The 12,426-nt window shown below is 60.9% G+C and carries 11 protein-coding genes; 6 read left to right on the plus strand and 5 right to left on the minus strand.

Annotated elements, in window-relative coordinates:
- The first annotated feature begins 106 nt into the window (after positions 1-106).
- The 4 genes from CLAC_RS07350 to CLAC_RS07365 all read left to right on the plus strand — a co-directional run bounded on the left by CLAC_RS07350 (position 107) and on the right by CLAC_RS07365 (position 4,077).
- A complete protein-coding gene (locus CLAC_RS07350) occupies positions 107-1,330 on the plus strand; it encodes an NAD(P)-dependent malic enzyme (protein WP_053413339.1) in 1,224 nt (407 codons plus the stop codon).
- Between the two features lie 100 nt (positions 1,331-1,430).
- Positions 1,431-2,327: an ABC transporter substrate-binding protein gene (locus CLAC_RS07355; protein ID WP_053412350.1), complete on the plus strand. Its 897-nt coding sequence runs from the start codon at positions 1,431-1,433 to the stop codon at positions 2,325-2,327.
- An 11-nt stretch (positions 2,328-2,338) separates the two neighbouring features.
- Entirely contained in the window at positions 2,339-3,304 is a 966-nt protein-coding gene (locus CLAC_RS07360; protein WP_425388818.1) for an amino acid ABC transporter permease, read from the plus strand.
- Positions 3,304-4,077: an amino acid ABC transporter ATP-binding protein gene (locus tag CLAC_RS07365; RefSeq protein WP_053412352.1), complete on the plus strand. Its 774-nt coding sequence runs from the start codon at positions 3,304-3,306 to the stop codon at positions 4,075-4,077. The genes CLAC_RS07360 and CLAC_RS07365 overlap by 1 nt, the downstream gene beginning before the upstream one ends.
- Positions 4,078-4,202: 125 nt before the next feature.
- Here the strand turns inward: CLAC_RS07365 and CLAC_RS07370 are convergent, their stop codons facing one another.
- The 3 genes from CLAC_RS07370 to CLAC_RS07380 form a co-directional block, all read right to left on the minus strand.
- Positions 4,203-4,961: a sulfite exporter TauE/SafE family protein gene (locus CLAC_RS07370; RefSeq protein ID WP_053412353.1), complete on the minus strand. Its 759-nt coding sequence runs from the start codon at positions 4,959-4,961 to the stop codon at positions 4,203-4,205.
- Positions 4,962-5,049: 88 nt separating this feature from the next.
- On the minus strand, positions 5,050-6,393 hold the full coding sequence (gdhA, locus tag CLAC_RS07375; protein WP_053412354.1) for an NADP-specific glutamate dehydrogenase: 1,344 nt from the start codon (positions 6,391-6,393) through the stop codon (positions 5,050-5,052).
- Between the two features lie 251 nt (positions 6,394-6,644).
- Complete coding sequence (locus CLAC_RS07380; RefSeq protein ID WP_053412355.1) at positions 6,645-7,028, minus strand: hypothetical protein; 384 nt, start codon at positions 7,026-7,028, stop codon at positions 6,645-6,647.
- 172 nt (positions 7,029-7,200) lie between these two features.
- Here CLAC_RS07380 and CLAC_RS07385 point away from each other — a divergent pair, with 172 nt between their 5' ends.
- Together CLAC_RS07385 and CLAC_RS07390 are read left to right on the plus strand one after the other, a co-directional pair.
- Complete coding sequence (locus CLAC_RS07385) at positions 7,201-8,553, plus strand: DUF4921 family protein (protein WP_053412356.1); 1,353 nt, start codon at positions 7,201-7,203, stop codon at positions 8,551-8,553.
- A gap of 111 nt (positions 8,554-8,664) precedes the next feature.
- Positions 8,665-9,915 carry an amidohydrolase gene (locus CLAC_RS07390; protein ID WP_245622027.1) on the plus strand — a complete coding sequence of 417 codons (1,251 nt, stop codon included), beginning with the start codon at positions 8,665-8,667 and terminating at the stop codon, positions 9,913-9,915.
- Positions 9,916-10,077: 162 nt separating this feature from the next.
- Here the strand turns inward: CLAC_RS07390 and pyk are convergent, their stop codons facing one another.
- Entirely contained in the window at positions 10,078-11,493 is a 1,416-nt protein-coding gene (gene pyk / locus CLAC_RS07395; RefSeq protein WP_053412358.1) for a pyruvate kinase, read from the minus strand.
- 33 nt (positions 11,494-11,526) lie between these two features.
- A complete protein-coding gene (gene lgt, locus CLAC_RS07400; protein ID WP_082313548.1) occupies positions 11,527-12,426 on the minus strand; it encodes a prolipoprotein diacylglyceryl transferase in 900 nt (299 codons plus the stop codon).

Consider the following 12,426-nt stretch of genomic DNA (forward strand, 5'->3'; position numbering starts at 1 on the left):
CAGCTTTTGCCACAGTCGAGTGTTCCTGACTTTTCGTTCAGGCTCTGCCGAGATCACCCCGGGCCTCGCCGAAACGTCCCCTCACGACATCGATGGACTGTTAAAAATGACTTCCGCTGCACTGCACCCCGTTTCCGAACTCCCTTCTGACCAGGGCACCGAAACTCCGATTACCGATGCCGAAATCTTCGCCGCGCACGAAGGCGGCAAGATCCGCACGCGCTCCACCATGAAGCTGGATAACCAGCGTGCTCTCTCCATCGGCTACACCCCCGGTGTCGCCCGGGTCTGCGAGGCCATCCACGACGACCCCGCACTCTCCCGTAAGTACACTTGGACCGGCAAAAACGTCGCCGTCATCTCGGACGGCACCGCAGTCCTGGGGCTCGGCGACATCGGCCCAAAGGCCGCCCTTCCCGTAATGGAGGGAAAGGCCCAGCTCTTCGAACAGTTCGCCGGAATCTCTGCGGTGCCGATCGTCCTGGATACCCTGGACACCGAGGAGATCATCGCAACGGTAAAGGCCCTGGCGCCGTCGTTCGGCGGAATTAATCTGGAGGACATCTCCGCGCCCCGCTGCTTCGAGATTGAAAGCCGCCTCGATGAGGCTCTCGATATCCCCGTTTTCCACGACGATCAGCACGGCACTGCAATCGTCATCGCTGCTGGCCTCATCAACGCTTGCAAGCTGACCGGCCGCCACTTCAAGGACCTGCGCGTAGTCATCTCGGGCGCGGGCGCAGCCGGCGTCGCAGCTACGAAGATGCTGATGGCCTCCGGTGTGCAGGACATAGTCGTGGTCGACTCTCGAGGAATCATCCACCCGGACCGCGAGCCGCTGAGCGAAATCAAGCAGTGGGTCGCGCAGATGACCAATCCTCGCCAGCTGCAGGGCGCAATTGACAACGCTCTCGACGGTGCCAACGTTTTCATCGGCGTCTCCGCCGGCCGCCTCGGAGAGGAGCAGATTAGCCGGATGGAAAAGGACGCTATTATATTTGCCCTTGCCAACCCCACTCCTGAGGTCCCACTGGACATCGCTCACAAATACGGCGCGATCGTGGCGACGGGCCGTTCCGACCAGCCGAACCAAATCAATAACGTCCTGGCATTCCCAGGCCTGTTCAAGGGCGCACTCGAAGCCGGCGCAACGCGCATTACGAAGACCATGAAGCTCGCGGCCACCCATGCCATCGCACAGATCGGTATCGACGACCTCGCACCGGACCGAATCATCCCCTCCCCGCTGGATCCGAGGGTCATGCCTGCAGTGAGCGAAGCCGTGCGCCAGGCGGCCCTTAATGATTCGAGCTCGGGTGCGACTATCTGACCGTCGGCAAGCGAAGGGTCTTCACAGCGGCGCGGATTTTTCTAACCCGAACCTGAGCCAATGCTTAAAGATTCCAACTGACTAGGTAGTATCTTCAGTTATGAAAAGACCCATCTCAGTGGCGGCTGCCGCGCTGACCGCGACTTTGACCCTGGGGTTGGCAGGCTGCGTCACAAATGACGAAAGCGGCAACCCCGAGGGCTGGTCAGAGATCAAGCCGGCAATCGTCCCGGAACTGGCCGCGCAGGTGCCAGAGGAGATCCGCGCCCGTGAAATCCTGCGCATCGGCACGAACCCAACGTTCGCGCCGGCGGAATTCAAGGATTCATACGGCAAGATCATCGGCTTCGATATCGACCTCGCCCGCGCTATGGCGAGCGTACTGGGCCTGAACCTGGACGTGCAGGAACAGGACTTCTCGCTAATTCTGCCCTCGATTTCCGCTGGCGCAGTCGACCTCGGCGTTTCCGGCTTTACCTCCAATGAGGAACGCCGCAAGACCTACGACTTCATCGACTACCTGGACACGGGCCTGCAGTGGGCCCGCCGCCCCGGCAACGATGCCAGCTCGGACAACTTCTGCGGCAAGACCGTCGCGGTGCAGCGCAATACCGTCGCCGATACCGATGACCTGCCGATCAAGCACCAGGAATGCCTCGACCGCGGTCTGCCGGGGATCAACAAACTGGCCTACCAGGACGCGGGTACCGCCGCGACGACCGTGGTCCTCGGCCGGGCCGATGCACTGGCCGCCGACTCCCCCGTCAGCGCCTACGCGGTTAACCGTTCCGAGGGCAAGCTCGAACTCGCGGGTGGCATCTACGACAGCGCACCGTTCGGATTCCCCGTCCCGAAGGACTCCGAGCTGGGCCCTTTGCTGGCGAAGACCCTGCAATACCTGATTGACAACGGCCAGTACCAGGAGATCCTGAAGACCTGGGGCCTTGAGGACGGTGCCTTAAAAAGCGCCACACTGAATGGAGAGGAACTTAAGTGAGCGACTCATCTGTGTCGGGCGGCCGCTACGAGGCAACCCAGGCAGAACTAAAGGAAGAGATTAAGGCCAAACCGCTACCGCGCCCGGGCCGCTGGATCACCGCCGCAATTCTGCTGGCGCTGTTCGTGTGGTTCATCATCGGTGCCGCCCGCAACGAGGCCTACCACTGGGACGTGTACCTGCAGTACCTCCTGGACACCCGCATTGCCGCCGCGGCTGGGTGGACTATGGCGCTGACCATTCTAGCGATGCTCATCGGCATCGTCGGCGGCGCCATTATCGCGGTACTACGCATGTCCGATAACCCGGTTCTGTCGACGGTTTCCTGGTTCTACCTGTGGATTTTCCGAGGCACCCCGGTCTACGTCCAGCTGGTCTTCTGGGGCCTGCTGGGCACCATCTACACGTCGGTCAACTTGGGGTTCACCGAGATTGACCTCAGCGAGACCCTGTCGAACACCTTCATTCTCGCGTTCGTCGGGCTGGGTCTGAACGAGGCCGCCTACATGGCCGAAATTGTCCGCGCCGGTATCCAGGCCGTCCCCGAAGGCCAGACCGAGGCCTCGAAGGCCCTCGGCATGAGCTGGTGGCAGACCGTTCGCCGCACTGTCCTTCCCCAGGCAATGCGCATCATCATCCCGCCGACAGGCAACGAGTTCATCTCCCTTCTGAAGACCACCTCGCTGGTCATCGCAGTGCCGTTCTCGCTGGAGCTCTACGGCCGCTCCACCGACATCGCCAACGCCCTCTTCCTTCCCGTGCCGATGCTGCTGGTCGCCGCGACCTGGTACCTGGTCATCACCTCGATTCTGATGGTCGGCCAGTTCTACCTGGAGCGTTACTTCGCCCGCGGCGCCACCCGCCAGCTCACCGCCCGCCAGCTCGCCGCGCTTGCCGACGCCGAGGGAATCCCCCTGGCAAACACCCGTGTCGTTGACAAAGAGGAAGAGCGATTCTACCGAGAGGATCCACAGTAATGACAACCAAAGATTTGATGGTTGAGGCCCAGAAGGTTCGCAAGAGCTTCGGCCGCCTCGAGGTTCTTAAGGGTATCGACCTGAAGGTCCCGCGCGGAACCGTGACCTGCCTTATCGGCCCCTCCGGCTCTGGCAAGTCCACCCTGCTGCGCTGCATCAACCATCTGGAGAAGGTCAATGCCGGCCGCCTCTACGTCGACGGCTCCCTGATCGGATACCGCGAGAAAAACGGAACTCTCTACGAGATCTCCGAGGCTGACGCTGCCCAGCAACGTCGCGATATCGGCATGGTGTTCCAGAACTTCAACCTTTTCCCGCACCGCACCGTGCTTGGCAACATCACCGAGGCTCCGGTCCACGTCAAGGGCGTGCCGCTGAAGGAGGCCCAGGACCGCGCTATGCAGCTCCTGGAGACCGTCGGGCTAGCGCACAAGGCCGATGCCTACCCTGTCCAGCTCTCCGGCGGACAGCAGCAGCGAGTCGCTATCGCCCGCGCGCTCGCCATGGACCCGAAGCTGATGCTTTTCGACGAGCCCACCTCCGCCCTCGACCCCGAGCTGGTCGGCGAAGTCCTCGGTGTCATGCGAGGCCTGGCGGACAACGGCATGACGATGGTCGTGGTCACCCACGAGATGGGATTCGCCCGCGAGGTCGCCGATCAGGTCGTGTTCATGGCCGACGGTGTTGTGGTAGAGCACGGAACCCCGGACGAGGTCCTGGGCAACCCGCAGCACCAGCGCACACGCGACTTCCTGTCCTCACTGCTGAAGTAGAAAATACTCCCGCGTCGTATGCGATGCGGGAGTGCGATGGGTCTAAACAACGGCGCCCGGGGAGATTTCGCTCCCCCAGGGGCGCCGTTTTTTTGCTTCCCGACGCTCCGAACAAGTCGAAGCGATTAAACAAGCATCTCGGCGATGCCACGAACAAGAATGGTCGCGGCGCCGGTTGCGGCGAGCACCAGGGCGAGACGCCGTGCACGAGGCGCAGAGATGCGGCGCGAAATCCGGGTGCCCAGGGCGATACCACCAAGAAGCGCCACAATGCCCAGGGGCCACAAAATTACCGGCGTGGTGGTGAAAATCGACTCGTCGGCGGTGATTTCCTTAAACGCCAGGGACATCGCGCCGGAGACGAAAAACAGCGGCTGCAGGGTTGCTGCGAAGGTGCGCTGTGGCCAGCGGGTCGCCTGCGCGTAGACGGTAATCGAGGGGCCGGCAATCCCCGCGAGCGTGTTCATGAAACCGCCCGCAACGCCGGCGGCCATGGCGTACTGCGGGCCGTCGACACGCATCTGATTGGGCATATAAGTGGTAACTAGGAGTCCTGCCAGAACCAGAGCACCCACCAGTGCTTGCAGCGGCCCAGGAGGCGTATTGTGGACGACCCACGCTCCCGGCAGCGCGCCGACGGCCATAACGGGGCCGATCAGCCAGAATTTCTTCCAGTCGATGTTTTCGCGAACAGAAATGGCTTGGAAGATCGCGTTGACGGTGGCGAGCACGTTAATGATGAGCACACCAGCGACCGGGCCGACGATTAGTGCGAGAACAGGTACCCCGATAAGACCCAACCCCATCCCCGAAACGCGCTGCATTAGCGCTCCGACGAGGACGGTTACGACAATCAATGCCAAAGCCCACACCGACACAACCATGATTCGGAAGTTTATCAGCGTGGGCTCGGGGTGCCTTTTACAGCACCTCTATAAAAGGCGCACGAGACGGCGCCTGAGTCAGGCGAAGCTAGATGACGCCCTGGGCGAGCATTGCGTTAGCAACCTTCTTGAAGCCGGCGATGTTCGCGCCAACAACGTAGTCACCAGCGTGATCGTACTCGGCAGCGGTCTTCTCGCAGTTCTTGAAGATGTTGCTCATGATGCCCTTGAGACGCTCGTCGGTGTACTCGAAGGACCAGGAGTCACGGGTAGCGTTCTGCTGCATCTCCAGGGCGGAGGTAGCAACGCCACCAGCGTTGGCGGCCTTGCCCGGAGCGAAGTGGACACCAGCCTCCTGGAAGACGCTGATGGCCTCCGGAGTCGACGGCATGTTCGCACCTTCGGCGACGAAGCGGCAGCCGTTTTTGACCAGGAGCTTCGCGGACTCGCCGTCCAGCTCGTTCTGGGTTGCACACGGAAGCGCGACATCGGCCTTGAGCTCCCAGATGTTGCCGCCCTCGTGGAACTCGGCCCCCTCAGCTTCAGCGACATAGTCAGCGACGCGACCACGTCGGACCTCCTTGACGTCCTTCAGCAGTGCGACATCGACACCGTTCGGGGTGGAGACGTAACCGGAGGAGTCGGAGAAACCGACAACAGTAGCACCCAGCTCCTGAGCCTTCTCAATCGCGTAAATAGCAACATTGCCGGAACCAGAAACGATGACCTTGGCGCCGTCGAAGGAGGATCCGTTGGCCTTCATCATCTCTTCGGTGAAGTAGACACAGCCGTAACCGGTTGCCTCGGTGCGCACCAGCGAACCGCCCCAGGTCAGTCCCTTACCGGTGAGAACGCCGGACTCGTGCTGGTTGGCCATGCGGCGGTACTGACCGAACAGGTAGCCGATCTCGCGGCCGCCGACGCCGATGTCACCGGCCGGGACGTCGCGGTACTCGCCGATGTGGCGGTGCAGCTCAGTCATGAAGGACTGGCAGAAGCGCATGATTTCCAGCTCGGACTTGCCCTTCGGGTCGAAGTCGGAGCCGCCCTTGCCGCCGCCGATGGGCAGGCCGGTCAGGGAGTTCTTGAAGATCTGCTCAAAGCCCAGGAACTTGATGATGCCCAGGTTCACGCTCGGATGGAAGCGCAGGCCGCCCTTGTACGGGCCGAGGACAGAGTTGAACTGAACGCGGAAGCCACGGTTGACCTGGACCTTACCCTGGTCATCAACCCACGGGACACGGAAGATAATCTGACGCTCCGGCTCGCACAGACGCTGAACCAGGCCGTAGTCACCGTAATGCGGATCCTTCTCCAGGACGATCTTCAGAGATTCCAAAACTTCTGCGACTGCCTGGTGGAACTCTGGTTCTCCGGCGTTTCGGGTAAGAATTTGGTTATAAAAGCCCGAAACCTTCTGCTCGATATTCAAAATTAACCTCTCTGCGAAACCTTTTTACGCCCACGGCGGAATCGATGGCCGCGGCTGTGGGCCGCGAGTGGCTAACGAAACCCAGTGACACAGGTTGTGTGCGCAAGAACGGGGCAAGTGCTGACCATAAAGTCTCGCTTAGTATACAACTCCACCGGCTAACCAAAACTGATGCTTTTAGTAATTACACCCGTCCACACAGTGTATTTCTTTCCAGTTCACACGGTTTTTACGTAAAAACTGGAAGTAAATTACCTAAATACGGCGACATTCCATGGGTACGTCGCAACAGCTTCAAGCATCTCGTCGAATTCCCGCAAGACGGGATCCGGGGGCAAATCAGCCCGCGGGGTAAGAAGCTCAGACAGGTCCATAGCTAGTTCATTGAGCGATCCGCCACGCATCTGAAGACGAAGGACATACTTGTAGACCTGACGGTCCCCCAGGGACTCGTCCGGATTTTCCTTCTCCCACTGAGAGACCAGTTGCTCGTCGGCAAGCCCCTCCTCCAGTTGCACCTGAACATCTTCTACTCGCCCGGCGCGGGCGAACTCAGAGAGCTTCGCGGAGAATGCTTCTGCGAGTTTGCCCGCCTCCTCCGGCTTGACAAGGCAGTTAAAAACAATCGTCGACATAAGAGTTAGGCTAACCTAATCCACGGTGTGCTGGCAACGCATTCGGTGCGCCCGGGCCACAGCCGGGCAGCCAGGCAGAAGGAGGCTCAGGCGGCGCTAACGCAGCGCTCGAACAGAGCTCCGGCAGCGCTCGGGCAGCGCTGGGGCGAGCATTGGACGTAATGTGGGTCTCATGCAGGCTAATTCGAATCCCCTTGTCACGCTTGCCGACGGCACCGTCAAGCAAGTCAACCCCTTCTCCGGCACCCAGGTGTGGACGGTTCCAGGGCGAGGGAACCGACCGCTCGGGATTAAGCATGACGATCCGCAGCCTTTGAAGCCGGAGGACTTCACCGCTCGGGATTCCTTTGGCTCCGACAATCTCCTGCAAACCCCGCCGGAGAAGGCCCGCGTGGTCCGCGACGACACCGAGCCCGGCGGCTTCCGCACTATTACTGGTCTGCTCCCAGGGCAGCTGAAGGATTCGACCGCGGAGTTCCGCCGAGTCCCGAACCTCTTCGAAATCGTCACCTACGACTATTGGAAGGAAAACTACGGCTTCTCCCCCGACCGCGAGACCCAGCAGCGGATGGAGGAATACCTCGCCGATTCTGCCGGTCGAGAGCATGTCCTCGCCATTGTGCGCACCCGCCTGCGTGCGGCCGGCCGCCCGGCTGAGGAGGTCAACACGCTTTCCGACGAGGAGCTGCTTACCCGCGCGCCCGGTTATTTCGCCGGCGGGCACGATGTCATTATTGCCCGTCGTCATTTCACAGACGGGGCGACACTGGACAATCAGCTGGCTTCCTCCGGCACTCTCAGCGTGATGGAGCACCGAGCGCTGACAAACTTCACCGTCGAGTCCATCGCGGATCTCTATCGGAAAAACCGCTACGTGCGCTACGTCGTTGCCTTCCAAAACTGGTTGAAGCCAGCCGGCGCCAGCTTCGACCACCTGCACAAGCAGCTGGTCGCCATTGACGAGCACGGTGAGCAGCTCGAGGCCGAGGTCGACCTCGTGCGCGAGAACCCGAATGCCTACAACGAGTACGCGGTGGATTACGCGGCTAGGCGCAATCTCATCATCGCCGAGAATGAGCACGCCGTGGCGTTTGCAGGCTTCGGCCACAGGTATCCGACGCTGGAGATTTTCTCGAAGTCCGCGATTTGTGAGCCGTGGAAACAGACCCGCGCTGAGATCGATGCCATGTCTGACCTGATTCACGCCTGTCACGCCGCTGCGGGCCCGGATATCCCGTGTAATGAGGAATGGCACCACCGCCCGGTTGACCTTGATGTTCGCATGCCCTGGCGCGTGATGATTAAGTGGCGTACTTCCAACCTCGCCGGTTTCGAGGAAGGCACGAAGATTTACCTCAACACCATCTCGCCATGGGATTTGCGTGACCGGGTAGTTCCGAAGATGTACGAGCTGCGTCGCACCGGGCACATCAGCGACAGCATCCACATCGCTACCGAATGCCAGTGCCTTCCTAATTCACTGAAGTACAATCCGCTGGTCGAGGACGATGCGCGTCTGAGCTAAATGCCGCCGACCTGAAAACCTTAAACACGAAAGCACCAGAGAGGATCTTTTCCCACCGTGGCCCAATCCCATTCCACCCCCTCCGAGACCGCAAGTGACTCCGCAAACCGTGTGGCGGAATTGATTCGCAACCACACAGTCGACTTGAGCTGGCAGAAGGACACTTACCGTCACCTTCACCAGCATCCGGAGCTGTCCATGGCTGAGGCGAACACCGCCGAATACATCGCGGAGATGTTGCGCCAGTTGGGCACGTTCACGGTTCACGAGGGCGTCGGCGGCCACGGAGTGGTCGGGGTCATGGAAAACGGGCCGGGACCGGTCGTCCTGTTCCGCGCGGACATCGACGCTCTTCCGGTTGAGGAAGCCACAGGCCTTGACTTCGCCTCCACCGCCACCGGTACCGCCCGTGATGGTTCCCAGACCTCAGTCATGCACGCTTGCGGCCACGACATGCACATGACAGCAGGCCTCGGGCTGGCCACCGTCATGGCCAAGCTTTCCGACGAGTGGTCGGGCACCTTCATTGCGCTATTCCAGCCCTCGGAAGAGCTCGCCAGTGGCGCGCAGGCGATGGTCGACGACGGGCTGGCGACGCTGATCCCAACCCCGGATGTGTGCTTCGGTCAGCATGTAGTCCCTGGCCCGGCCGGCCGCGTTATGAGTATGCCCGGCCCAGCTCTGGCCGGCTGCGACACAATCAGCATTACCTTGCACGGCCGTTCCGCGCACGGTTCCATGCCTCACAACTCGGTCGATTCCACATACCTGGCAGCAGCCATCGTGCTGCGGCTCCAGGGAATCGTCGGTCGCGAGATTCCTCCGTCGGAGTTCGGGGTCATCTCCGTGGGCACTCTGCAGTCCGGGAACTCGAACAACACGATTCCGGGCCAGGCCCGCATCGTGTTGAATATTAGGTACTACTCCAACGAGGTCCGGGCGAAGCTAATCGGCGGAATCGAGCGCGTAGTCCGAGGCGAGTGCATGGCATCGGGAACTGACATCGAACCGGTCATCGACTACTCCGACCACGGAGAGGTCACCGATAACTCCTCGGAAGCCTTCGAGAGAATTCGCCCCGTTTTCGATGCCGTATTCGGCGACGAATCCGTCGACGCTCAGGCGTGGACCGCCTCCGAGGACTTCTCCAACATCCCCCGCGCCCTGGGCAGCCCGTACGTTTACTGGACCGTGGGCGCAACCCCGCGCGATCAGTGGGATGCCGCAGTCAGCGCTGATCGCGTCGTAGAAGACATTCCCTCCAACCACATGCCAAACTTCCTGCCCGACTTCGAACCGACTGTCCACAGCACGACGACGGCGGCAGCGTCCGCGGTACTGGCCTACCTCGCTAAGAACTAACGCAACCGAGCCCCGCATCCCTCAATCTCAGCCATGCTGAACTGAATCGAAATAAGCAAAATCCCCCAAGGAGTAGCCGACAGCTGACTATCTCAGCTGAAGACTACTTCCTAGGGGATTTTTCTTGTTCCTTTAGGCTCGGTGTGCCCTCAATGTTTAGCTCTACCGGGCATCCTCACCAATCATGTGGACGTGAATCATGTTGGTGTTGCCCTCGTTTCCGGGAGGAGTACCGGCGACGACGACCAAGGTGTCGCCGATGTTGTACTCCGGCATATTCACGAGCTGCTCATCAATGACCTGCATGATTTCATCGGTGTTATCCACTTTGCGGGTCAGGAACGTCTCAGCACCCCAGGTCAGCGCAAGCTGAGAACGCACCTTCTGGTCCGGGGTGAACGCCAGCAGAGGAAGGCGAGAGTGCAAGCGTGCCACGCGACGAGCCGTATCGCCCGAGGTAGTAAACGCGACCAAAGCGCGGGCATTCAGACGCTCTCCGATATCGCGAGCGGCGTAGGAGATGACACCACGCTTGGTCCGCGGCATGTGGGTCAGCGCAGGAACCTCGCCGTCGCGCTCGGCTGCCGTGACGATGCGGGCCATAGTCTGGACGGTTACCTGCGGAAACTTACCGACCGACGTCTCGCCCGAGAGCATCACTGCGTCAGCGCCGTCGAGAACCGCGTTGGCCACATCGGAGGCCTCAGCGCGGGTCGGGCGGGAGTTGACAATCATTGAGTCGAGCATCTGCGTTGCGACAATGACCGGCTTAGCGTTTTCGCGGGCAATCTGGATGGCGCGCTTCTGAACCAGCGGCACGTCCTCCAGAGGAACCTCCACACCGAGGTCACCACGGGCCACCATGATGGCATCGAAAGCCAGGATAATCGCCTCGAGAGACTCGATGGCCTCCGGCTTCTCCAGCTTGGCGATAATCGGGACCCGGCGGCCTTCCTCGTCCATTACCGCGTGGACCAGCTCCACGTCGGAAGGCGAACGAACGAAGGACAGTGCGATAAAGTCGACGCCCAGATTCAGAGCAAAGCGCAGGTCGCGGATGTCCTTCTCCGACAGAGCCGGCACGGAGATGTTCATGCCTGGCAGGGACACACCCTTGTTGTTCGACACCGGGCCGCCCTCGATGACGCGGCAGACGACGTCGTTTCCATCGACCTCGACGCACTCGAGGCCAACCTTGCCGTCATCGACCAGCAGTCGGTCGCCCGGCTTAGCGTCCTTGGCGAGGTTTTTGTAGGTAGTGGAAACGCGGTCATGCGTTCCCTCAACATCATCGACGGTGATGCGGACGATTTCGCCGTCCGCCCAGTAGGTGGCATCTTCCTTGAACCGCCCCAGGCGAATCTTCGGGCCCTGCAAGTCCGCCAGGACACCGACTGCGTGGCCAGTCGCATCCGAGGCCTCACGCACCCAGCGGTAATTCTGAGCGTGATCCTCGTGCTCACCGTGGGAGAAGTTCAAACGCGCAACGTCCATACCGGCGTTGACAAGTCCCGTGATGCCCTCGAGGGAGGCAACAGCGGGACCTAGGGTACATACGATCTTGGTTCGTCTAAGCACGAGTACAAGCCTAACCCTTTATGGGCTCCCGCGTCAGCTGCGCGTGTCAGTTTTGACTTCCTCTACTACAGTGTGACCGTCAGCACCCTTAACGTAAGCTTCCGGCTCGCGCTGACTGGACCGCAACAGCCAAAGGACAATCAGTGCCCCGACGAATACGAGCAGTGACGTGATGTTGTTGATACGGACGCCGAAGACCAGCGTCGCCTCGTCGACACGCATCAGTTCCACGAAGAAGCGCCCCAGCGTGTAGAGGGCGACGTAGAGCGCGAACACCCGGCCGCCACCGAGGCGGAACTTCTTATCAGCCCACACGATGACCAAGCAGGCGAGGATGTTCCACACCATCTCGTAGAGGAAGGTCGGGTGCACGACCTCCAAAACCATGCCCGTCGAGGTACCTGTCACCGGGGCGACCCGGCCGAATTCGTCGACGCGCTGATAGATTTCGAGTCCCCACGGCAGTGTCGTCGGACCACCGTAGAGCTCCTGGTTGAACCAGTTTCCCAGTCGCCCGATTGCCTGTCCGAGGACGATTGCCGGAGCGGCCGCATCCAGAACAGGGGCGAAAGGCGCACCGCGGAACTTCGTCACGGCCCACGCAGCCAGCACGCCTAGAACAACGGCTCCCCAAATGCCCAGACCGCCATTGGTGATCTTGAATACGTCCCAGGGGTTAGCGCCCGGACCAAAGTACTTCGGCCAGTCCGTGGCCACATGGTAGAGGCGACCGCCGATGATTCCTGCCGGGATCACTGCGATTGCGATGTCGAGTACCAACTCCGGGTTTCCTCCGCGGGCCGCGTAACGACGCTGCATCCAATAGATGCCAATGAGAACGCCAACCAGAATCGAGATGGCGTAGCCGCGGATGGGCAGCGGGCCGATGTGCCACACTCCCTGAGGAGGCGAAGGGATATTAGCCAGGTACAT

This window comes from Corynebacterium lactis RW2-5 (assembly GCF_001274895.1).
Lineage (GTDB): Bacteria > Actinomycetota > Actinomycetes > Mycobacteriales > Mycobacteriaceae > Corynebacterium > Corynebacterium lactis.